Genomic DNA, 23,320 nt, shown 5'->3' with positions numbered 1-23,320 from the left:
TTCAGAAAGCGACGTGGTCCACCCAGGACTGCCACACCGTCTCGTCGCCGAAGGTCAGGATGGCCGATTCCTGGCGGGGACGTCGCCTGGTCAACGCCAGCAGCAGGTCGGTGGCGGTGCCGCGCAGCGCGACGCTGCCCTTACCGTGCTCGAACCTCCACGACACCACGTCTCCCCGCCGGGTCAGCGTCCACTCGCCGTCGTCGCCCAGCCCGTCGTCGGTGGCGTGCAGGTGGATCGAGTCTCCGTCGCGCAGTGCGGTCTTCGCCTGCTCGGTGTGCACCACGATGTCGAGCCATTCGCCTATGGCGTCGGCGGCCAGCGCGGGCGCCACCTGGAAAGGCCGTCGCAGCGCCAGCGCCGCATCGGCACGGTGCACCAGCACCTCGTGCAGGCGTCGGCGGGTCCACCAGGCCGCAGGCCGGGACCCGATGAACGTCCACACCGGCGCTTCACCGTCGCGGTTCACCGCGTCGACCAGCTTGCGTGCGCCCTCATGCAACCAGGCGGTTTCCTGCCCCTCCGGCGGCTTGCCGTCGGGAACCGCGCGCGGGTCCAGTCCCTCGGTGGCACCGTCGAGCACCATCTGGGCGGCCCACCGGTTTCCGCGGCCCACGTGGCGAAACAGCTGCTGCAGCGTCCACCCGGGGCAGGTCGGCACGTCGGTGGCGGGGTCACCCGCCGCAACCACCGCTCCGAAAGCTTCCGTCTCGGCCAGGAATTCCGCAGCGAAGTCCACGCAGGTCAGGCTACGCGCCTACCCAGGCAGTGCACCTGCCAACCGGCGGCACTCCACCGGGAGATGTCCAGGCAGTTGCGCGCATCGACCACCACCTTGGCCCGAGTGGTGCCGGCCAGCGTCGCCGGGTCCAGGTCCACGAACTCCTGCCACTCCGTGAGGACCAGCACCGCATCGGCGCGATCGCAGGCCTCCAGCACCGACGTCGCGTAATTGAGTGTGGGAAACAGCTTGCGCGAGTTGTCCACGGCTTGAGGGTCGTACACGTTCACCGTCGCGCCGTGCAATTGCAGCATGCCGGCGACGTTGAGGGCGGGTGAGTCGCGCACGTCATCGGATTCCGGTTTGAACGCCGCACCCAGCACCGCGATGTTGGCGCCCAACAACGAGCCTCCGCATGCGGCGGTGGCCAGTTCCACCACCCGGGTGCGCCGGCGCATGTTGATGCTGTCGACCTCACGCAGGAACGTCAGCGCCTGGTTGGCGCCGAGTTCGCCGGCGCGTGCCATGAAAGCCCGGATGTCTTTCGGAAGGCAGCCGCCGCCGAAACCCAAGCCCGCGTTCAGGAATCGGCGCCCGATGCGCTCGTCGTAACCCAACGCGTCAGCCAGGACGGTGACGTCGGCGTCGGCGGCTTCACAGACTTCCGACATCGCGTTGATGAACGAGATCTTGGTGGCCAGGAAGGCGTTGGCGGCGACCTTGACCAGTTCGGCGGTCTGCAGGTCGGACACCAGGAACGGCACACCGTTGGCGAGGATCGGTGCGTACAGTTCGCGCAGTGCCGCCTCGGCCCGCACCGACCCCGCCTGCACTCCGAGCACGATCCGGTCGGGCGCCAGCGTGTCGGTCACGGCGTGACCTTCCCGCAGGAACTCCGGGTTCCATGCGATCTCGACGTCGATATCGTTGGGTGCCAGCGCCTTTGCCCGCTGCGCCAGCTCGGCCGCGGTGCCCACCGGCACGGTGGACTTGCCGGCGATCACCGCCGAGCGGATCAGCCGTGGCACCAGTTCGTCCACCACGGAGTACACGTGCCGCAGGTCGGCGCCGTACTCACCCTTCTTCTGCGGCGTGCCGACACCGAGGAAGTGCAGATCGGCAAACGCCGCCGCCTCGTCGTAATCCGTGGTGAACCGCAACCGCCCGGCGTTGATGTTGTCGCGCAACATCTTTCCCAGCCCGGGTTCGTAGAACGGAACCTCACCGGCGGCCAGTTTGGCGATCTTGCCCGGGTCGACGTCCACCCCCAGCACGTCGTGACCCAGTTCGGCCATGCCCGCGGCGTGGGTCGCGCCGAGGTAGCCGGTGCCGATGACAGTGCAACGCATACCAGCATTTACCCCGGCGCGGGTGACCTAACCGCGTCGCGACTCTGAGCAGAGCACGAACAGGACGTGACCGTTGGGCGAGTTATCCGCCGTCGCCGAAGGGCCACAACGGCAGGATGCCGTCGCCGCCACCGCCGCCGGAGCCGCCGCGACCCGAACCGCCGTCGCCACCGCGGCCCGAACCACCCGAGCCGGAGTCACCGCGCGAGCCACTCGAGCCGCCCGAGCTCTCCGAGCCACCCGATCCGGGCCACTGCGGCAGCTGGGGCAACTGGATCTGCGGGACCTGCGGAACCTCCGGGACCGACGGTTTCTGCGGGGCCTGCGGCACCGTCGGGACGGTGATCACGGGCGCGCTGGGCTCCTTGGTTTGCGTGGGCTTCGGCTGCTGAGTCTGCGTCGGCTGGGGCCGCCACGGCGGCGTCCAGTCGTCGTCATCGTCGTCTCTGCTGGGCGGCGTCCAGTCCGGCCAGTTGTTCTGCGGCTGCTGTTCCCACGGTGGGCGGAAGATCGACGGCAGCCGGGGGGCGGGCAGCTGGATGATCGGCGGCGGCAACACCACGGCGGGCGGCACCACCGGGGCCACCACCGGCGGAGCAGCCGGAGCCGGCGCCGGGGCCGGGGCCGCCGGGGCAGGAGCCGGCGCAGGCGCGGCCGGGGCAGCGGGGGCCGGGGCCGCCGGCTTCTCGACATACACCGTGCGAGGCGGCGCCTGGGGTTGCGGCGCTTCCTGGACCACGGGCACCGGAGCCTGGATGGTTTCCGGAGGCGGCGCGGGGGCCGGCGGCACTGCCGCTTCGGGAACCGCGGGTAGCGCCTCGGGAGCCTGGGTGGGCACGATGACGCTTTCGGCGGGGCTGGGCCGCTGATCCACGGTCGGACGGATGCTGACCGCCAGCGAGATCACCAACGCGGTGACGCCGAGGACGAAGATCGACGTCAGCGCGCTGCCGACGAGCAGGAACGGCTTGCGGCCCTGCTGCTGTTCGGCCGGCTTCTCGGGCTCGTCGTAGATCGGGAAGACCTGCGAGTCCGGGTCGGCCTCGCTGTAGGCCAGCGCAGCCGGGGCGCCGGTGTACCCGATACCGGCGGCCTGCGTGACGTCGGCGGCGGCCATGCCCGCCAGCGCGGCGCCGGCGGTGGTGCCGTCGACGCCGTCCTGCGAGTACGCCAGACCGACGGTCGAAGCCTCGAACAGCGGCGCATTGGCACTGGCCAGCGCCGCGCCGCGGGCCAGGGCGACTTCGGGCTCTTCAGGGGCGTTCACCGGGAGCGATGTCGCCGACTCCAACTGCAGCTTGATGGCACCCACGCTGACGCCCGAGCCCACCACGAAGACACCCTGCGGCGGCGATTCGAGCGATTCCAGCCCGGCGACCATGGACGCGAGCTCGGCCACCGCATCGGTGGTGTGCAGGTCGTGGCTCTGCACCTTGACGATGGAGCCGTCTGAGGTCTCGACCACCGAGAGCGTGGCGGTGTTGCGTTCCAGGAACAACAGCGCGGTGCGCTCGTAGCCGACAGCGGCGCCCACCGCCTGGGCCAGCGCGCCCGCAGCATGCAACTCGGAGACGAGCATGACGTCGTCGATCTTGCGCGACGTCAGGGCGTCGCGAAGTGCGGCGGCTTCGGCGTGATCACGCCATGTGACGCCGGTGGCGACGAGACGGTGGCCGCCCTCGACAGCGCTTTCCCTGGTGCCCAGAATCGCGGCGACAACCTGGTCCGGCGCGGTTGCCGAAGGGTTGTCGGCGGGGATGTCGAACACGTCGTGATCGACTGTCACACCGTCGGCTTTTTCGCCTTCGACCAGCACCATACGGACCGTCGTCGGTGTCATGGACACACCAAGTACGATGTCCACTACCCCTCCAAAACTATTTGCTGTGACGGGCTCGACAACCCCGTTCGGGCACGTCACCATTGCTGCCAGCTAGATGTTTCATCGGCTAACCATCCGCTGGCGTTACAGCGTGTGCGAATTAGCTGAGCACCCCGTTGCCCCGCGGTTCCAGACTACGCGCCGAGCTCAATCCCGCTTGCCGAAATTCAGGTAGGACCGCGACGGGGTGGGCCCGCGTTGGCCCTGGTATTTGGATCCGACCTGCGCGCTGCCGTAGGGATGCTCGGCCGGGCTGGTCAGCCGCAGCAGGCACAGCTGACCGATCTTCATCCCGGGCCACAGCGTGATCGGCAGGTTGGCCACATTCGACAGCTCGAGGGTGATGTGCCCACTGAAGCCGGGATCGATGAAGCCGGCCGTCGAATGCGTCAGCAGCCCGAGCCGCCCCAGCGACGACTTGCCTTCCAGCCGGCCGGCCAGATCGTCGGGCAGCGTGCAGAGCTCGAGGGTGGAGCCGAGCACGAACTCTCCCGGGTGCAGGACGAACGGCTCCCCCTGGGCGGGTTCCACCAGGCTGGTCAGATCGTCCTGGCGCTGCGCCGGGTCGATGTGGGTGTAGCGCAGGTTGTTGAAGACCCGGAACAGGTTGTCCAGCCGCACATCGACGCTGGACGGCTGCACCATCGAGTCGTCGAACGGGTCGATGCCCAGGCGGCCGGAGGCGATTTCAGCACGGATGTCGCGGTCAGAAAGCAGCACGCGACGAGCGTATCGGCCCTGGTGCTGACATATCTGCCCACGTCCGGTTCGACGAAAAAGCACGTCAGGCGCCTGCGCTTCCGCAGACGCCTGACGTGCTGGCGAGTACTAGTCGCTGTCGCTCTTGTCGGCCTTGTCGCTCTTCTGCGCCTTCTCGGACTTGTCGTCGCTCTTCGAGGTCTCGGTCTTGTCGGCCTTGTCGGTCTTGTCGGCCTTGTCGGTCTTCTCCGCGTCGTCGGACTTTGTTTCCTTGTCGGTCTCCGCGGACTCGTCGGAAGCGGCCTCGCGGCCGGCGCCGGTGAGCCTCTTCACGGTCGCATCCAGGTCGTCGCCGAAGTCCTGGAGGCTCTTGCGGATGTCGATGCCGGTCGGCTTCTCGGAGACCGTCTCGCCGTCCTCGACTTCAGCTTCCTCGACCGCGACGATCTCCGTTTCCACAACCGGTTCCGCGACGGACCCCAGGGATGCTTCGACAACCTCGCTGGTCTCAGCTGCGCCCTCGGACTCCTCTTCCGTGGCGGCGGCGTCGAGGGTGAGCGTGAAGAACTCGTTGTCGGGCACGCCGTCGTCCTCGACGACGGTGACGTTGCGGTCGGCGGGCCACTGGCCCCACGGGGTGAGCAGACCCGGAGCGGCCTGACGGGGCGCGTCGGGGTCACCGGTGAGCAGTGGGCCCAGATCGCCGTAGCCACCGTTGAGGAACGCCTCGATGATCTTGGCCGGCGCGTTGAGCAGGGCCAGGTTCTGCCCGAGGCGGTCCCCGGCCATGCCGGCGTAGTAGTAGTCCTGGTGCACCGCGCCGGTGGCACCGAAGGCGCTCAGGAACGGGCCGACAACCCGGGCAAAAGCGTATTGGACGGCCTCGGGCAGGTCCTCACGAATCTGGTCGCCGTACTGCGGGAACACCTGAGCCACCGCGTCCGCCACGGCATAGTTGAACGGGCCGACCACCAGCGGCGCCACCGGCGCGAGCAAAGCCGCGGCGACCAGGCTGTGGTTCCAGGGCGTGAGGTTGATGTCGGCCCACTGTTCGACAACGCGGTCGAAGATCGCCGGAGTGTCGTACTGGAGGGCGTGGATGCTCTCCTGGACGGCCTGGACGGCGCCCGTGGCCAGGATCTGCAGAGCGCTGGCCAGCACCACGGGCTCGATCTCGGCGGTCACCACCCGAGGGGCGGAGTTGACGAAGGCAGCGGGTGCGGCGACGGTCACGTCCTCGAGCGGCGTGGGAGCCGGCACCGTGGCAAAGGCGATGGCTCCAGCGCCCGCCAGCGCTACGCCCGCTTTGACAGACCGATGAAACCTGTTGTACGCCATACCTTCTGGACTCCGATGCATTTGCTGTGACGCGGACCAGCGAAGTCTAGCCGACGGCTGAGCTGAATTGGGGGCTACCTTTCAGGCTTTACACAGGTTCCCCAGCGCCGCCCCGCAACCGGCCCCGGTCGGGCTCGGGCGCCGGGAATGCTAATCTCTCTAGCCACACCGCCGATGTAGTTCAATGGCAGAACATCAGCTTCCCAAGCTGAATACGCGGGTTCGATTCCCGTCATCGGCTCCAATTTCACCAGCACAGATGTTGTTCGCAGCGTTCGAACACAATGGTCTCGGTGTCAGCGAATGTCACCACTCGATTCAAACTCTGCCAGCGGCCGACGACCCAGACGCGGCTGCCTCCTGAGAGGTAGCCGTCCCCCCTAGGGAGTATCCGACTCGGGTGTCCGCGTTGTCATCGATTTGTCGAAGGTGCGACTAAAACCGCCAGCGGCACAAGCCACTCAGCACGGGCCCGGCATCTACTCCGCGGCCTTTGAGGCAGCTTCGTTCTTGTTAGGTGCTCCCACTCCAGCTCAGCTGTCATCTTCGGAAGTATGCAGCCGGGCAGACTGTGCTGTTCTTCCTCCGCGATATACGGCGTCATCAGTGCATCGTCACAGGTCAGAGCACGCAGGGCAAGATTTCTGTTGCTGACAAATAGCTCAAATGTATCGGAGCAGTATCGCCCGATCGGGCGACTAACGTGCGGGCAGTATCGAAACGTCATAATTCAGCTGGCGGCGGCTACCCGACTACGGCCCACGTCGACGGCCCAACTATGCCGTCTGCCGTCAGACCATTGGCCCGCTGGAAGGAACGGGCGGCGGATTCAGTGCCGGGACCAAAGACGCCGTCGACCGTGATTCGGTAGCCCAGGGCGGCCAGCTGCTGCTGGAAATACGTGACGTGCTCACCAGTTGAACCGCGGCGGATCTGGGGTCGGGTAACGGTGGAGGCGCCGCCCTCTGGGGTAGAGCCACCGCCAGCGTTGCCGCCAGCACCGCTGCTGCCGGATTGCGCCGCCGCAAGGGTGAACGGCCGTTGGGCCATGAAGTCAGGGTCCGTGGCGCCAGCGGTGTACAGGTTGGGGACCTGGTCCGGCGGCATTTTGTCCAGGATTGCGCGGTGGAAGGCGGTGTAGTCACCCTGGAAAGAGCCGTTGCCCCATGCCTCCAGCAAGGCCCCGGTGAACTGGCCGTTGACTGCGCCGTCGTAGGAGAGCTGCGAGTCCTGGCAACCTGCCAGCAGAATAACGCTGGCCTGGATGTTGGCGTCAGACTTGGCTCCGCTCAGGGCCTGGACAAATTGGTAGGTGCCCCGGCGCGTTTCGTTGTCCGGTGCCTGAACTGACAGGGGCAGGCCCTTGGGTGAGCCCGCTGTGACCTTGATCGGATTGACCATCTCCTTGGGTAAGGAGCTGGCTAGCTCCAGAAGGCCCTTCCGGCAACCCTTGTTGATGAGCTGGCGCACAGAGGTCCCGCTGTGGCAGCTGTCAGCGCACACCAGAATCCTCACGCCGGCCGAGAACTGCGACCACATCTGGTACAGCTCGTCGTCGACGACCTGTCGGTCGTAAGCAACCCAGGTTTCATCCTGCGCGTCCGCCTCGTCGCCGTTGCAGTCGTCCACCTGGCCGCCGTGTCCCGAATACGTGATCAGACAGATGTCCCCAGCCACGGCCTGTTGTGCCAGGAGGCCGATTTCGCCGATGATGGCCTGCGAGGTGGCCTGCGCAGTAACGAGCTGTGTGCCGGAAAAACCTTGGGCTGATGCGAGCTCCATCATGGAGTTCGCATCATTGACGCAGCCGCTCAGCGCCCCGTCCCAGCCATTGTAGGCGTTCGGATCTACCCCGTTCAGCCCGATGTGCAGCGAATATCCGGCCATTGCCTCTTTCCTTTCTTGTGGCGCAGCAGGCGCTGCATAGTGATGCGGCCGCTCATTGCGGCTGCCGGATGGGGATGAGAACGCCTTGGGTCCGCACCGGCCAGTTGGCAGGCTCGGCGCTGGTGCGCGTGCCGTCCGTGCCGATGGCTGTGACCAAATATTGAATTTGCGGATCGGCAGCAAACTCGGTCAACGGCAGGACGTACCGCCGCTCCGCTTCGCGGACGGTGGAACTCAGCAGCAGCGGGGCCGCGTCCGGCCGGCCCAGCAGGGAGGTCTGGATTTCCCAACCGCTGAGCCCTGCGCTCGCCGGATCCTCCACCGCCACGAAGATCACGCCGAGGTCGAGGTCCTCGATGTAGGCCCGGACCTCCTCGAGTGTCTCCGTCGACTGGTCCGCGACGAATTCGACGTCGAACCCTCCGCCTGCCGGACCGGGCACGGTGAGGGATGCCCGTGGATCGAGCATCTCGGACAACGCGGAGCTGTGCACTCCGGCAAGCGAGAGCCCCGTGATCGCCAGCCGCTGGCCGGTCCGGTTCGAGAGCTCAAATTTGCCGTCCGGCTGAGCGGTGATGTGGATGGGCCCTGCCTCGAAGGGGCCGGTCACGGAGGACAGCCCGATCTCAAGAGCACTGCTGACAGGCACGTTGCCCGGCAGGACCGCGGCCGCGGATCCGTGCAGCCCGCCGCGTTCCAGCATAGATTTCAGCGACAAGAAGCCGGCCACATCCGTGGAGATGACGACGTCGAAACCACTTGGCGTGGAGACGGCCTGGATGGTCGCGTCCGAGGGCGACGCCCAGCGCAGCTCCGGGTCCGCCCCAGTAGCGGGGAGATACTCGACGACCGGCTCGGCCGCGGCGGACTTGAGCTCGGCGGCGATGGCGGAGCGGACGAATCGCGGCAGGTCAGGTTCTAGGGAGGCTGCCAGCACACAGCGGATGTTGGTGGGATTGTCCACGTCGATGGTGCTGTGCAGCAGGAGTCGGGGCCGGTAGGCGCGGTCCGCCTCGTCCGGAGCGAAGCGGCCCACGCAGTACCGCAGCGGGACCACGAGGAACCGTCCAGGACTTCGCAGCGAACGGTACACCTTGGCCCGGCCCTCTGCGGCTTGCACCGTCATCTCCTGGTAGGTGCGGTATTCCGTTTGACCCAGTTGCAGGGCGGGGCGGCAGCCGATCGGCGTCCGCCCGGTGACGGTGGTCTCCGCGTATAGAGCGCCGTAGACCGAACAAGGCACCGAGACCGGGACGGTCCGCACCGTGGCGAACCGGCTCCAGGCGTAGGTGTTGCGGCGCCACTGAGCGATGACCTCGGCGTCGAGCTGCCACTGAGGGTGCACCGCGGCGTTGGCCAGGACTGTGCCGTGGAGCTGCAGCGGGGCGGCCCGCGTTTGGGCAGCGTTACTCTTGAGCGACAGGGCTTTGTTCAGCCCGATGAGTCGGTCCGGTAGCGGCGTACCCGGGCCCGGGTCCAGGCCAACGGACTGGCGCCATCCTTCAAAGCCCGCCGCGACGGTCACGGTTGCGGGCTGGGCCTGGAAGTCCGGTACGGAGAGGGCTCCATAGGCCAGCCGCGCCCAATTGTCGAGGAGCCGGAAGCTGGCTGTGACGACTCCGTCTTCGCCCGGCTGGACGTCGAAGGAATCCGCGGTGACCTGTTCGGTCTGGGTGGTTCCGTGCTCGTCACGGAACGGGATGCCCAATTGAATGGCGTATCCGGTGAGCTCAACCGGCCTGAGTTGCGGTTTGCCGGCCGCTTCCCATTCAGCCACGGTGGCCGCGGACTTCTGCGCCCGCAGCGTGACGTTGACCGTGGCGGTGATCCCCGGGGCGCCGCCCGCGCCGTGGCCGCCGGCAGGTTCAACATTGAAGGTGAACGGGCTGTGGTCAGGAGATGCGGCTGGTTCCGGAAGCACTAACGAGTACTCGGGCGAATACCAATAGGACGCGTCCCAACGGTCTTTCCAGATCCCGGCCGACACATCGTTAGCCACCGGCCCCGGGCGGTGCTCCGTGAGGGACACCAGTTCCAGGTCCGCCAAATGATGGGTGATGGGGTGGGCAATTATGGACTGGTTCAACGCTAGCAGCGTTGCCGTCGGCGGCCGTTTGGATTCCAGTGCCGTGGCCACCGAGACCACCCGGTTGCCAACCGCAATAAACGGCGTCATGTCGGCGCCAGGTCCCTTGGTTCCCCGGGCGACGCGGGCCGGGAGGACGGTCTCCAGCCTGCCGCCACCACGGCTGACCAGATGGATGAACCGGGTCCGGTCGTGCGCAATCGCGGGGTTCACGAGTCCAGCGAGGTCGGCCATGACCTCGAGGGAATCACAGGCCGGCGCCGGGGTTTCCAACCGCGCCTGCACATCCTGATCTCCGGGCGAGCGGTCGGCAAGCCGGTACAACTCACCGAGGTCCACCTTGACAGCTTGGGCTGTTTCAAGTTCGCCAGGTTCTGCCACGTCCCGTTCCAGGACAAGGCGTGCCACCTTCAGCACGATGTCGAGCACCGCGGAATCCGGCCCAGTAGCGTAGCGACCGCCTGCTGACACGGCCCCTGCCGAGGTTAGCCGCGGCAAGTAATTCATCAGGTCTACCCGGTTGAAAAGGCGGGACTCGTCCGCCACCTTGTCCAGGTACCGCCACAACCTGCCGAGGCTGACCCAGACGGTCAGCGCCGCGGGACCGGCAGGCACGCTCTCCGCCACGGCCTTAATCCCGAACCGGGAGGAGCCGGCCACAAGCGCCTCCAACAGGGCGGCCGACGGAGGTCCGGCCAGTGTGACCTGCAGTGCGCCGTGCCCGAATGGCCCAGTGACTCGCTGGCTTGCCACTTCAGCAGCCACGGCGGGCTCAGTCCCAATGACTCCTTCAGTTCCCGTGGCCGGGGCTGCCCGGTCCAGCAGGCTGAAGGTGACTGCCGTCAGGCCGGCGGGGGCGCCGCCGCCGTCCGCGATGAGTTCCAGGTCAAGTGCCAGCACCGCATTGTCCACCAGCGGTCCCAGCCTCTCGTCCGGTGCCGGGGCGCGCGTCAGCACGAACGTTGCCGACACTAACGGTTGGTCAGTTGCGTCGCGCCGCACCTGGAGCTTGATGCCCATGCCCTTATTCCCAAATTCCATGTGCCTCGTGGTCAGAGCATGTAGTCGAGGTACTTCGGGGACTCGTCCGCCCCAGAGCCGTCCGTGGCCGGTGGGCCGCTCTTGGTGCCGCCGCCCTGCGAAGCTCCGACGGGCGCTTTCGGTCCATCGCTTTCAGCGGATTTTTGAGCCTGCAGTTCCCGGGTGCGCAACTCCCGCAGCAATCGGATCCTCTCGTCGGGAACGGAGCGGATGACGACGCCGGGGGAGTCAGGGCGCGGGACATCGATCAGCAGCGGGCCATTGCCGCTCGACCCAATCCACGGTCCGGTCCAGGCACGGCCCGGTTCAAAGAGGGTGCCCTTCACCGTCACCGAGACGCGGTAATGGTAGAAGGGACGAAATCCCGGATCTCCGGTGAAGATGGCCCAGGTCCGGTTCTCGCTGTAGTCCGCCCTGGACCAGCGGAAGCGCACCGGATCGAACCCCACCGGATTCCCACTGTCCGGATCCACCGGCTCGAATTCCGCCTCTACCAGTTGCGTGTCGTCTGTCAGCACCACCCCGAGTTCGATCGGCCCCACCGCTAGGCGCCCCGCGCTGTCGGCCCGAACTTCCAAGGTGGTGTCATTTATTAACACCCCATTGGGCTCGGGGTCGATGGCAATCGAATCCTTCTCGATCTGTACTCGCTTGTACGGATCCGCGAGTTCGCTGGGGGGTTCGTTCAGGAAGACACGTCGTTTCACAAAGGTCAAATCAGGCTTCCACCCGGCCGGAGCATTCTGGACATCCGAGGCGATCTTCTGGGCGGTCTGGAATTTCCAACTGCTGTCCGCGCCGCCGGAGCCGCTGAAACTGGTCCCCTCCCAATTGATTTCGCCCTTGGTATTCGGGTAGCCCACCTGAATGGCGAGCTGTGCCACCGTGCCGTCTCCCCACGAGGCCACCGGGTGGCAGACCCGGGCCAGCCGGCGGGGCCAGTCGTCCAGATAGACGGTGAGGAAGTACTTGCGTTCCGCTTCGGGATCAGCCTTCATTTCGTCATACATGCCGGCCAGCGAACTGGAGATGGTGTGATCCTGAAGGTAGGCGAACTGCTGGGTCTCCGTGTATTCCAGTTCCAGCTTGGTGGTGTCGCGACGGTACTTCAGGGCGAGCCCCGCGCCCCAGCAGCTGAAAATGCCGCCGCCGGAGGACGAAGCATGGGCAGCCTCCACTTGCGGCTGGGGCGGATCGAAGATCATCTTCTTGGCCTGTTCCATAAACTTCTCGTAGACCAGGTCGCTCCTCTCGTCCAGGCGCTTGGCGATCTCGTCAGCACCCGGCAGGGTGGTGTCCACTTTAAGGTCCACCACGATGGTGCCCTTGGTCCGCATGTTGTTGAATTCGGCCTTCAGATCCACAGACGCCCACAAAACGCGGCCCGAGGCGGCAGCGGAGAAGTGCTCAAACACTTTGTCCCAGTTGCCCTTGATGGATAGCGTGCAGACGGGCGACCAGACCTTGAGCTTGTAGTTCTGGACGACGATCAGCGGCGACGCGGTTCCATGGAAGGCTTCCCACAGGATGGCTGCTGGATACTTGCCCACAAGTCCGGAGAAGGCATGTGTGCCGGTGGGGTCGATGGAGCCGCTGCCCTCGCCGTACATCTGCCAGTAGAACGGGTCCAGGTTGTTGCCCGAGCCGTTGGTCAGAACTGGCGGGGTGCCCTCGGGCTGGGTAACCGGCCCCGGAGGAGGGGTCTCGCCGTCGCGCGCTTCACCGGGCATGGGCCTGGCCCCGCTTCGGCTGCCCGGCATGCCGAAGTACTGGTACTCACTGACTAACCTGCCAGCGCGGGTTGCGGTTCCCAGGACAGGGAAGCCGCGGGTGGTGGGCACAACATTGGAGAGGGTGGTGGTACTGGAGGTGATGATGGCGGGCCGGAACATCGGGGGTTTGCGGCTGTTCTTGATCCCCCAGAAGACGTCCTCGCTGTCCTTGAACCGCGTCGTTATTTCGCTTTCGGCCTGGATCCGCACGGTGTCCGGCAGAGCACCGGTCACGGAGAATGTCACCACGCCGCCGGCAACGTCACCGCCTGCGCCGATCACACCTTCCCCGTCAGTACCGGCGAACCGGGTCATGCTGAACAAAGGATCCCCTGCATCCGGGCCGTTCTTGCGGGCGATGCGGACGATGTTGGGGATGTAGTAGAAGACGGGCCCCTCACCCTGGGCGATCAGTTCCCGGTTGTTCACGTCGGGGAGGTACAGAACCGCGTACCCGCCCTTGACCACAGGTTGGGTGCCACCCGCGTAACTCGGCCCCATTGCTTGAACCGCCATCGTCCTCGCCTTCCTTGATCATTCCTGTGGTGTCGGTAGTAGTCCCGGTCGTGTCAGTCGAATATTGAGTCATTTCACCGGAGTAGCGTGCAGACGCCTCATAAGACAGCACCTCGAGCGCCTCGGCGAATACTTCGTACTTAAACTCGCCAGCAGCGCCTCGATGGCGTGGTTTCAAGTTCGAGTTTGGAGTCAGGCTTGGGAGCTTCGTTGAAGGGGCTCATCATCTCTGATGCGTTCTCCAAGGCAATGGTCGTAGCCGACTCAGCCGACGACGCGCCGGTCAGTTTTTCGTTCTCGCCTAGTGGCGACCGGTACTCAGCGTATTCAGCCTCGTCGGCGGAGTATTGGGCGCCATTCAATTGCGTGCCGCCTGCTCCACTTGATTGCCTGGAAAAGCTCCTAGCAATGCTGATACTTGCCCTCCCGTCGTCGGGTGCGGCGGCGATGGCTGGGTCACCTGCCGCGTGTAGTCCTGTTCGTCCGCGGAGGATGACCTGTGGCGGGTTCGCACATAGCGGTGTGCTTGGCTGTGCGGAGCTTGAGCAACGGCTGGCCGCAAAACTCGTCGGCAGGAAGTGCATAACGTGGCTGCTGGGGGCTCGCATTGGAGTGATCACGTCCGCTGCCCCACTGGGGTCTCGCGGATGGTCGTGACCAGGGTCTGGGGTGACAGCCCTCCGATTTCGGTGCGATGAGGGATGAGTTCCCACAACGCTGCTTGTCGGCCATCGGTCATGATTGCGAGCACGCGCGGCCCATGTTGGTACGTGTATGCATTGAGCCACTGCGCGACGCGGTTCTCGTCAGCGCCGTTCCAGAGCACAATGTCGGCGTCAAATGCAGAAAGGTCGAGATCGAAGGGGCCTTTGTTCAGTTCGACCACGACGTCTAGGTCGGGCTCGGCGGTCAGGGTCTGGCAGATGACGTCTCCCAGCAGCCCCCGGCATCCGATCAGAGCCACGCGTACTGGAAAACTTGACGCACCCACGCAGACGCACCTCCCCTACGTGTCGACCTGATAGCTTGCCGACAAGTAGATGACCTTGGACGTGCTACGGACAATCCTCTGAGGGATCTAAATTCGGCCTAGGGACGAGACCATGCTTGGAGTTGCGGTGTACGACAGGGCGGTTCGGCTCGGGAGCTGGATCCTCGTGCTGCAGGTTGGGCCCCGTATGCAGAATCTGGTACTGGGCCCGTGCCGCGTCAGGATCTAGTCACCGCCCGAATGAAATGGAGTAAATCTCGGCGCGCCGGGTAGCGCCGCACTTGCAGAGCACGTTGTGCACGTGGTTCTTCACAGTGCTGAGGTGGAGGTCGAGCGCCTTGGCGATCTGACGATTTGTCATGCCGGTCTTGAGTAGCTGCACCACCTCACGCTCTCTGGTAGTCAAATGCTGAGCGGTCTCGCCTGCCTGGTGCATGTGGGCGTGACCGGCGATGTGCTTCAACAGCCCGGCTGCCACCTTGGCGGACACGGGAGCTTCGCCGCGAACTGCGCAGCGAAGCGCGTCGGCGACCTCGGCGAGATTGGCGTCTCGGGAGATATATCCACAAATCCCCGCTTCAGCGCAAGCGACGACCTCGGGCCCGTCCTCGGCAACACCAAGAGCTACCACCTTCAGGTCGGATCTGGCCGTCAACAGAGACACAACGGTTTCGGTGCTATCGACGAGTCCCATGTCCAGAAGGACCACATCGCACTCGTGGCGTCTTGCAGAAAGCACCGCTGCCGCGCCAGTAGCAGCGGTGACAACAGCCCCGACGTCATCGAATCGGCGCAACGCGTCCGCCACTCCATCGCGGTAAAGGCGAATCTCCGTGACAATTAAAACTTTCACGCCGCCCCCCAATTTCTCGTTGGCTTGGCCACGAGGCGAAATAGCCAATCTTCCAGCACCGATCGCGGTGTATCCCAGCGGCGGCAGATCAACCGCGCACGGCTTGTACTGGTATTCTCCTACTGCCCGTTGGCACTGGCTTAGGTAATGGACTACTCGAAACTTGTTTAATGGACGCATCAGCGCGCAGAGTTGCAGGAACAACTGGTGACGTTGACAGCTTTGATGCGCTCCTTTGACGCACACTTTGATGGTCAGAAGCCGGAATACTCAGGTGTCACGGTGAGGGGTCAACGGAGAATTGGTTCAGATCGGACGACGAGAGAACCGTCGTCGTTGCGAACAATCGTCTCAGGCCCAAACAGCTTCCGACCCTTGACGTCTCGCTGAATGGCACCCCTGATCCGTCAACGGTCCTAGCCACGACCTGCCACCGCAGCGTCGGGATCGTAGAGACCGCTTCAGGGGCGCGAGTGCCACTCGAAACCTTTGACCTCTCAGCCCGGCGACTGCGTGAACCGGTCTCGCGGGGGTGAGGATCCCGCGAAGTCAGATGGTGAGTAATGGCTCGTAGAGGCTCACCGCAAAGAACGCGGTCGACAACCTCCCAGATCACCGCGACCTTCTCGGGTGATCTGGACGTACCACCAGTCCTCCTCGGCCCACTTGGGCAGGTATCCCCCGGGTGGTACACCACCGCGGTACTTGCCCGCTCGGATATTGGGGCCAGCAGACGGGCGTTGCGGTCGCCGATCGCTGCCAGCTCCATCTCGGCCGCCTTAGCAACGCGCAACGATGTCGCCGAATGGAGCCGTAAGGTCTAGGAACTTTAGTAGTCGTAAGTGGACATACCGACCCGTAGCGACCGGCACAATTTCCGTCGAACGCACAGTCATGGATTTGCGATACGCCCGTCTCACCGACGACAGAGCGTAGCACCCGCCGATGTCACCACGATGTCACATGTCACGGCGACAACGGCGGATCGCGCCGGACATCGGCGGACTCATCGGCACTGGTCAGGCCACTACCTGCACTTTCCTGGATGTCCGTGGACGGCTCGCTTCGACTTCCCAAGCTGAATACGCGGGTTCGATTCCCGTCATCGGCTCCACCTGTCGCGGCGCACGCCGTCAAGCGCATGGGCCGACCACCATCTGTTCACGGCCCGGCTTGTAGCCGCTGGGGTGCCCGCGTATGACACACGGCAGATTCGCTCGAGAGATTACGGCCACAGAAGGCGCGTCCGTCGTCCGGTGGAGACTGTCCGGAGCTCACGAAGACACCGATGCCCGACCCTCGCCGGGTCCCCCGCTCGAGTTTGCTTAAAGTACCATCGCGGACCGATTGCACGCACAATTTCGGAAAACCCGGCAGCTGATGCCCTCCTTGGCCACCAGGCGTCGTCGAAGACATCAAGATCACCTTTTCGCTACGTATGGCCGCACGGGAAAGTCCGGCAAGTGTTCGCCTCAGGGGCTGCTCACAGGATGCGGTTTCAGCCGGCGACGGGGACAGAACCGCGGCCGATTCCGCGGCCCGATCTACCGAAAAATATTTGCCGAGACGTCAATCGACGCTACGCTGCTCAGGATCGAGTCAACAAGCGTGCAGGCACTTCGTTCGGCACCCTGGAACAGGCGCAGGTGGATACGAAGATGAAAAGGACTCAACAGCAGGCTTTTTCGGTGGAGCACGCTGCACATCAGTATCCGCAGTCGGGCCACCAGCACGCTGACGCCAGCGCCACTGCGCCACGGCGGCGCTTCGCTGGCGGATCCCCAGGTTCTTCCCTCTATGTGGGGCGGGTCGGAGCCCTTGCCGTGACTCTGGGAATCGGCGGGGCAATCGCCTCGATGCCAGCAGTGGCATTTGCTGACTCTGACCGCTCAGACAGCTCCGCGGGCGCCGCAGCGTCAAGTTCGGAGGCATCGTCTGAATCTCAGTCGACCGATTCACCCACAGGGACCCGGATGCGGGACCACAAGTCCTCAGAACCCGACATCGACGTTGCCGACGACAAACCGTCTGACCCCGAGGACGCGGCTGAAGACGAGCACCAGGCGCGAAAGTCTTTCCGCTTCGGGTCCGCTTCGACTCGCTTTGCGTCGAAGGACGAGGTCGATGAGCCGGAGTCCCCCGTTGACACGATTGACGAGCCAGAAGAGTCCGTCGAAGCCCCCTCGACACCAAAGCAGGCTGACGTCGCATCGACGCCGAATGCCGCCACAGCCCCGGCGCTGACCCCATCGTTGGTGTCCACGGGGCTGAACGTAGACGCCAAGGACTCCGGCGACGATCCCGTCGCTCGGGTGGTGGCTCCATTCATACTGAGCACCGCAACCCCAGGCCGCCGTAGCAGCGCGCTGGCAGCTCCGGCGAGCACGCCGCGGTTGTTCGGCGACGGCACCGCCGAAAATCCCGATGCCGGGCTGCTGTACGGCAACGGCTTCAGCTGGGATGCGGTCTCGTGCAACGGAACTACGGTATGCAACGGCGGCAATGCGGGGCTTTTCGGCGGCAGCGCGGGCCACGGCTTCAACGGAGGAAACGGCGGAACAGCCGGGCTGTTCGGCCGCGGCGGCAACGGCGGCGACGGCGTTCCCGGCGGTAACGGCGGCAACGGCGGCAGCGGCGGAAAGATCTCCGGCGACGGCGGTGGCGGCGGCGACGCGGGCATCTCGCTGCTGGCCGCGACCACCGCAGGCGTCGGCGGCAACAGCGGAATGCTGGGCACCAAAGGTAAGCCCGGTAACGGCGGCACCACGCCAGTGACCGTCGGATTCCCGAGCAGCGCCACCTACGTCACCGAGGGCAACGGCGGAGCACGGGTGGAATCGGTGACGGTCCAGTTGTCGGGTGCATCGGCGACCGCGGTGACCGTCAACTACGTGCTGTCCACTGTCCCCGGGCTCCAATACAAGGCGACGGCGGGCCAGGACTTCGCTCCCGCAACGGGATCCGTGGTCTTCGCGCCGGGTCAGACGTCGGCGGCGATTCCGGTCACCGTGTACGGCGACACCGACTACGAGCCCGACGAGGCGGTGTACGTCGAGCTGACCAGCGCTGTGGGCGCGTTGATTGTGCGCACCGCGACCGCGGGGCAACTGGCGGGCCAGAGCAACCTGATCCTCAACAACGACGACGCGGCCAGCGGGATCGGCATGACCCTGCATCTGCGCGGCGCTGACGCGGCGACCGTCAAGCGGGAGTTCGATCTGATGGCGTCCATGAACGTCACGTGGGTCAGGATCGACATCGACTGGTCGGCGGTCGAACCGCGGCGCGGCAAGTTGCAGTGGGAACAGACCGACCTGCTCGTCAACGAGGCCGTGGCCCACAACATGAACGTGGTCATGATGCTCGGGTTCACCCCGGCATGGGCACAGCCGGCGGGCGCCAAATCCCTCTCAGACCCGAGGTACTCCAGGCCCAAGGACCTCGCGGCCTTCGCCAGCTTCGCGAAACTCGCCGCCGAGCGCTACGCACCGCTCGGGGTGCGCAGCTGGGAGATCTGGAACGAACCGAACACGGCCAAGTTCTGGCCCGCGCGTCCTGATGCCAACCAGTATGGCAACCTGTTCCGCGCGGCGGCCACGTCGATCCGCGGGGTCGATCCGCGCGCCACACTTCTGATCGGCGGGCTTGGCCCGCAATACGATACGCCCGGCGCCGAGATCGCTCCGGCGGTATACCTCGAGCAGCTCTACAGCAATGGCGCTGCACAGCTCGCCGACGGGATCGCGGTGCATCCGTACAGCTACCCGCACCTGCCGATGGATCCAGCGCAGCGTCAGATCGGAGGGTTCGCCGACCTGCTGGAGCTCCAGGCCGTGATGGCCGCCCATGGAGACGGGGACAAGCTGGTCTGGATCACCGAGTTCGGTGCGCCGACGGGAACCAGCGTGAACGCGGTGTCGGAGGCACAGCAGGCGGCCATCCTGCTGGCCGCTCGTGATCAGGTCGCCTCGTGGAACTGGGCGGGACCGCTGATGTACTACGAGTTGGTCGACGGCGGCACGGATCCGGCGGACGGCGAGCAGAACTTCGGCGTGCTGCGCACGGATCTCAGCTTGAAAGCCGCCGCGCGTGCGCTGATCGAGGCTGGACCGTTCCGGCGCACACCGAGCGCGTTGTGAGCACTCCGCACACCGATCAGGCGGTGAACATACGGGTCCGCTGCTCATCGCCCTCCCCTCGGCGTCATGCTCACTCGCACCAATAGGTACGCCGACTCCGGCACCTCCACCTAACGAACGAACAGTGTCAGGGCGACACGGATGGCGCTCACGTGCGGCCCGGTCACCGCGCAACTCCTACTATGGCGAAGCTGGCCTATGCCTGGTTTCGCGGTGGAGGACGAAGGAGTCGTAGTGGAACTCAAAGACGCGCTCGCCGAGTATCTTCCCCACCATGAGTCGCAACGTCCTATGCTCGAGGCGCAGCGTTCGGCATTCCTGAATCGCTTTCCGCTTGAAAAATGGTCCGAGCTCACTCTGGACGACTATGCGCTGAACTCGCCTGACTACCGAAACAGCTATTCGTATTTTCTCGAGTGGGGCACTCCTGACCTCGGCAGCATCTCTGGTGGTAGCGCGCACAAGCACGTCATCTTCAAACGCAACACCGGTGAATGGGCCTATCCCAGCGGATACGGAAATGTCGAATCGGCCTGGGAAGCACTGAAAGTCGGCTTCCGAAGAATGTTCGACCTCGCGCAACAGGGAGACTGGACGTCAACGTCCGAGATCGATATCCTCCGCGGTGCCAGGGTGGTGCGCCTCAAGTCCCTCTACCTGTATTTCCCCCACGAGGTTCTCCCGGTATACAGCCGCGACCATCTAGTCTATTTTGCGCAGAAGCTCAGCCTAGAGACGTCGGGCGATGTGATTGACATCAACCGCCGCATCCTGCGCTTACTGACCGACCACCCGGATCTGGCGGGCCGCGACTCCCTCACGCTTGCCCGCACCCTTTACACCTGGTCTCCGCCTCCGGGAAGGCACACCACGAAATACTGGAAGGTCTCTCCCGGCGAGCAAGGGCGTCTGTGGGACGAGTGCCGCGACGGCAGCTACATGTGCGTCGGGTGGGATGACATCGGAGATCTGTCGCTATTCGACACAGAGGACGACTTCCGTAGCGCCTTCGCAACGACGTACTCCGATGAGTACAACGGTCACAAGTCCGCGATAACTCGCAAATCGAAAGAGTTATGGCGGCTCAGAGAGATGGTTGAAGGCGACAAGATCATCGCAAACCGCGGTACCCGCGAGATTCTCGGGGTCGGAACGGTGACCGCGGCCAAGTATCAGTATCGGCCCGAGCGGTCCGAATACAAGCACACCATCAACGTCGACTGGGACCCCGACTCGGGGCGGGGCCTTGCTGATCCCGTGAAACTCTGGGCAACAACCACTGTCGCCAAGATACCCAGCACACAGATCGACGGACTCCTCAATCCCGACTCCCCCGGGCCGATCCAGCGCACCGATACGACTACCGCGCCTGAAGACGAGCCAAGATATGCGAAGTGGAAGAAGACCCTAGACCGCAAGGGGCAGATAATCTTTTACGGCCCGCCGGGCACGGGAAAAACGCGCGCCGCGAGGGGATTTGCAGCATGGCTATTTCAGCAGTCCTCACCAGGCGCAAATAATCCAGCGCACCTTACCGAGGTCACGTTTCACGCCTCGTATGCCTACGAGGACTTCATAGAGGGCTTTCGACCGAAGGCCGGCGAGACCGAACTGAAGCTCGAGCTTCGTGACGGGATTATGAAGCGGGTGGCCAAGGATGCCATCGCTCACCCCGACCGCCTTTGTGTCCTCATCGTTGACGAGATCAACCGCGCCGACGTGCCACGCGTGTTCGGGGAGCTGATGACCGTTGTGGAGAAGGGCCGTCGCGGACAATCGGTGACGTTGCCAACCAGCGCCGAATCGTTGTCGATCCCCGCGAACGTCATCATCCTAGGAACGATGAACACCGCCGACCAGAGTATTCGCTCGCTTGACGCAGCACTACGGCGCCGGTTCGGATTCATCGAGTTGATGCCGGACCCGGACTTATTGTCCGACAAGGTTATCGACGACTTGCCACTCGATCAGTTCCTGATCGAACTCAACAAGAAAATTACGAAGCTTGCCGGTCGAGAGCGTCAGATTGGGCACTCGTACTTCCTCGACGGCGGTGCATCAATCGAATCGGCGGAGATGTTCGCCGAGATCGTCCGCAGCGATATCATTCCGCTCCTGCAGGAGATTGCCTACGACGACTATGGCCAACTCCGAGAGTTTCTCGGCAGCGCAATCATCGACGCTGACGCCTCCCGCCTCACTTCGATCGTCGACGACGACACACAGCTCGTAGCGGCCTTGGCTGACCACTATGGACTCAACCTGCAGTCTGTCCCCGAATGATCGAACTTCCGGAGCACAGGACCGAATACGGCTGCGCGTCAACCATCCCTATCGAAGAGCAAGAGCGGATGGCGACTCATCTAGGCGACCGTTTGACTGTCACCTGGTTGTCAAATCAACGGGTCCAGATTCGGTCGTCGTCGTGGGTGGGCAGCATCCATCTCGCCCCAGACCTCCGGGTGCGGGTGGTGCCTAAACTCGCTGGCAATAGCTTGGGTGTCTTGACGATGCTCGCCGTCGTTGAGGGCAGCCCCCTGGCCGATTTGCCTCAGTACCTTCGCGGCCTTTCCGATAATCCCGACGAGGACGCGGCAGAACTGCTGTGCAGATTGGTAGTGGCGCACACCGAGAAGGTGCTGGCGCGCGGGCTCATTCGCAACTATCGCGATCACCACGACGACCTACCGTTCCTTCGAGGAAGGATCGATGCGTACCGGCAGGCAACTGTGTTCTTCGGCAAGTTCACGGAGTTTGCCTGTGAATTCAATGAATTCGATCGTGATACGACGGAGAACCACCTACTGCTGGCTGGCGTGAAGGCGGCGCGGCGGGCAACCGCAAGCACGGGCGTGCGACGTCGAGCTGCCGATCTGGAGCGCCGCCTTTCCGACGTCGCACCAACGCTCCCCTCGGAAAATGAGTTGCTTCGCATCAAGATTCTGTACGGACGACGTAACGCTCATTACGGCATGGCGCATACGTGGTGTCGTTCACTGCTCAAGCATGCGCGCCTGGACGATAACTCCGTTCCGGACTCACCCGAAACCGGTGCGTTCCTGATCAACATGAACGTTCTATTCGAGCGGTTCGTCGAGTGGCTGATCAAACTGGCGTACCAAGGCTCAGACGTCGAGGTACAGGCGCAAAAACGCAACTCGTCGCTCATCACGGTCAACGGCAAGTACAGACGATCTATCGCGCCTGACTTGGTCGTCAGGCAGCCCGGTCGATCGATCGCCATCGACGCAAAATACAAGAGATACGACGACGGGGACATCTCCCCTTCCGATGTGTATCAACTGCTCCTTTATGCACAGTGCTACAACGGCTTCAGCACTGTTCCGACGTCGTATCTCGTCTACCCGTCGTCACGGCGGCAGACGGCACCAACGGTCGTAGAGCTAGCTGTTCCCGCCGCGGATGGACCCCGGAAGGTCCGGGTACACGCGATTGGCATTCCGCTGGCCGACGTTGTCGGTGGGCTCAAGGTCCGTGACCTCAAACCCTTGGAGAGCACGGTGGAGCAGATCAGAGCTCTCTTTCCTATTCCGTTGGCAACATCGAGCTACAGCGTCAACTGAACCTGGGCCAATAAGCCGCAACTGTGAATCTGGGTGGAGTTGGTATCGGGACTCGCCCTTGCGCAGGCGAACTGGCGGCACGATTACCTACTGACGCGCCGGATGCGAACATGTGGCTAACATGACGGTTCAGCGCGCCGATGTCGCAATAGCCAGCCGGTGGTCATCGGCAAAGCTGCCTTCCAGTTGCAGCGGCGAGGAGTCGACGTCGATCTCGGCGAGCGGGCGTCCGCGGGCGCTGCTGATGGTGCCGAAGCGCCGCATCCCCTTCTCCGCGGCGTATTGCTGGAACTCGTCCATCTGCAGGCCGAACGGCACCTCGCCGTAAGTTCCCAGCCGTCTGCGGTGTTCTGCAACGCCAGCGGGATGATCCCGTTCATCCGTTTCGAACACCGCCCAGTTGGGGTGGTCCGCGGCGGACGTGAGCCGCTCGATCCGTCGGCTGAGCCCCCCAGAACCCAC

13 protein-coding genes, 1 tRNA gene and 1 pseudogene are annotated in these 23,320 nt (G+C 64.5%); 4 read left to right on the top strand and 11 right to left on the bottom strand.

The window, feature by feature from the left end; translation table 11 throughout:
• Position 1: 1 nt before the first annotated feature.
• The 5 genes from AC3A6P_RS22565 to AC3A6P_RS22545 all read right to left on the bottom strand — a co-directional run bounded on the left by AC3A6P_RS22565 (position 2) and on the right by AC3A6P_RS22545 (position 5,989).
• Positions 2 to 739: a maleylpyruvate isomerase family mycothiol-dependent enzyme gene (locus tag AC3A6P_RS22565; RefSeq protein ID WP_487694037.1), complete on the bottom strand. Its 738-nt coding sequence runs from the start codon at positions 737 to 739 to the stop codon at positions 2 to 4.
• A 5-nt stretch (positions 740 to 744) separates the two neighbouring features.
• Positions 745 to 2,070, bottom strand: coding sequence for a UDP-glucose dehydrogenase family protein (locus tag AC3A6P_RS22560; protein ID WP_487694035.1), 1,326 nt, complete (start codon positions 2,068 to 2,070; stop codon positions 745 to 747).
• An 82-nt stretch (positions 2,071 to 2,152) separates the two neighbouring features.
• Positions 2,153 to 3,934: a DUF7159 family protein gene (locus AC3A6P_RS22555; RefSeq protein ID WP_487694034.1), complete on the bottom strand. Its 1,782-nt coding sequence runs from the start codon at positions 3,932 to 3,934 to the stop codon at positions 2,153 to 2,155.
• Positions 3,935 to 4,099: 165 nt separating this feature from the next.
• Positions 4,100 to 4,672 carry a dCTP deaminase gene (gene dcd / locus AC3A6P_RS22550; RefSeq protein ID WP_487694033.1) on the bottom strand — a complete coding sequence of 191 codons (573 nt, stop codon included), beginning with the start codon at positions 4,670 to 4,672 and terminating at the stop codon, positions 4,100 to 4,102.
• A gap of 108 nt (positions 4,673 to 4,780) precedes the next feature.
• Positions 4,781 to 5,989, bottom strand: a complete 1,209-nt coding sequence (locus AC3A6P_RS22545; RefSeq protein WP_487694032.1) for a hypothetical protein — start codon at positions 5,987 to 5,989, stop codon at positions 4,781 to 4,783.
• A gap of 170 nt (positions 5,990 to 6,159) precedes the next feature.
• Here AC3A6P_RS22545 and AC3A6P_RS22540 point away from each other — a divergent pair.
• Positions 6,160 to 6,233, top strand: a tRNA-Gly gene (locus AC3A6P_RS22540).
• A 500-nt stretch (positions 6,234 to 6,733) separates the two neighbouring features.
• Here AC3A6P_RS22540 and AC3A6P_RS22535 read toward each other — a convergent pair.
• From AC3A6P_RS22535 to AC3A6P_RS22515, 5 genes are all read right to left on the bottom strand, one after another.
• Complete coding sequence (locus AC3A6P_RS22535) at positions 6,734 to 7,876, bottom strand: caspase family protein (protein WP_487694031.1); 1,143 nt, start codon at positions 7,874 to 7,876, stop codon at positions 6,734 to 6,736.
• 52 nt (positions 7,877 to 7,928) lie between these two features.
• On the bottom strand, positions 7,929 to 10,982 hold the full coding sequence (locus tag AC3A6P_RS22530; protein ID WP_487694030.1) for a hypothetical protein: 3,054 nt from the start codon (positions 10,980 to 10,982) through the stop codon (positions 7,929 to 7,931).
• Between the two features lie 32 nt (positions 10,983 to 11,014).
• Positions 11,015 to 13,291 carry a hypothetical protein gene (locus tag AC3A6P_RS22525; RefSeq protein WP_487694028.1) on the bottom strand — a complete coding sequence of 759 codons (2,277 nt, stop codon included), beginning with the start codon at positions 13,289 to 13,291 and terminating at the stop codon, positions 11,015 to 11,017.
• Positions 13,292 to 13,907: 616 nt separating this feature from the next.
• Positions 13,908 to 14,255 carry a hypothetical protein gene (locus tag AC3A6P_RS22520; RefSeq protein WP_487694027.1) on the bottom strand — a complete coding sequence of 116 codons (348 nt, stop codon included), beginning with the start codon at positions 14,253 to 14,255 and terminating at the stop codon, positions 13,908 to 13,910.
• Between the two features lie 256 nt (positions 14,256 to 14,511).
• Complete coding sequence (locus tag AC3A6P_RS22515) at positions 14,512 to 15,339, bottom strand: LuxR C-terminal-related transcriptional regulator (protein WP_487694026.1); 828 nt, start codon at positions 15,337 to 15,339, stop codon at positions 14,512 to 14,514.
• A 1,286-nt stretch (positions 15,340 to 16,625) separates the two neighbouring features.
• Between AC3A6P_RS22515 and AC3A6P_RS22510 the strand changes: the two genes are divergently transcribed.
• The 3 genes from AC3A6P_RS22510 to AC3A6P_RS22500 all read left to right on the top strand — a co-directional run bounded on the left by AC3A6P_RS22510 (position 16,626) and on the right by AC3A6P_RS22500 (position 22,858).
• Positions 16,626 to 19,274, top strand: coding sequence for a Calx-beta domain-containing protein (locus tag AC3A6P_RS22510; RefSeq protein ID WP_487694025.1), 2,649 nt, complete (start codon positions 16,626 to 16,628; stop codon positions 19,272 to 19,274).
• 234 nt (positions 19,275 to 19,508) lie between these two features.
• Positions 19,509 to 21,557 carry an AAA family ATPase gene (locus tag AC3A6P_RS22505; protein WP_487694024.1) on the top strand — a complete coding sequence of 683 codons (2,049 nt, stop codon included), beginning with the start codon at positions 19,509 to 19,511 and terminating at the stop codon, positions 21,555 to 21,557.
• The gene (locus AC3A6P_RS22500; RefSeq protein WP_487694022.1) at positions 21,554 to 22,858 is read left to right on the top strand and encodes an McrC family protein; all 1,305 of its coding nucleotides are present in this window, start codon (positions 21,554 to 21,556) and stop codon (positions 22,856 to 22,858) included. Before AC3A6P_RS22505 ends, AC3A6P_RS22500 begins: the two co-directional genes overlap by 4 nt.
• A 129-nt stretch (positions 22,859 to 22,987) precedes the next feature.
• On the opposite strand, the pseudogene AC3A6P_RS22495 reads toward AC3A6P_RS22500, so the two are convergent.
• Positions 22,988 to 23,275, bottom strand: a pseudogene (locus AC3A6P_RS22495) (R2-like ligand-binding oxidase); the annotation flags it as partial.
• Positions 23,276 to 23,320: the final 45 nt, after the last annotated feature.

Source organism: Mycobacterium sp. Soil_C_30 (assembly GCF_057656995.1).
The sequence above is the reverse complement of the archived record's forward strand: the minus strand, read 5'-3'. Positions and strand labels throughout refer to the sequence as shown.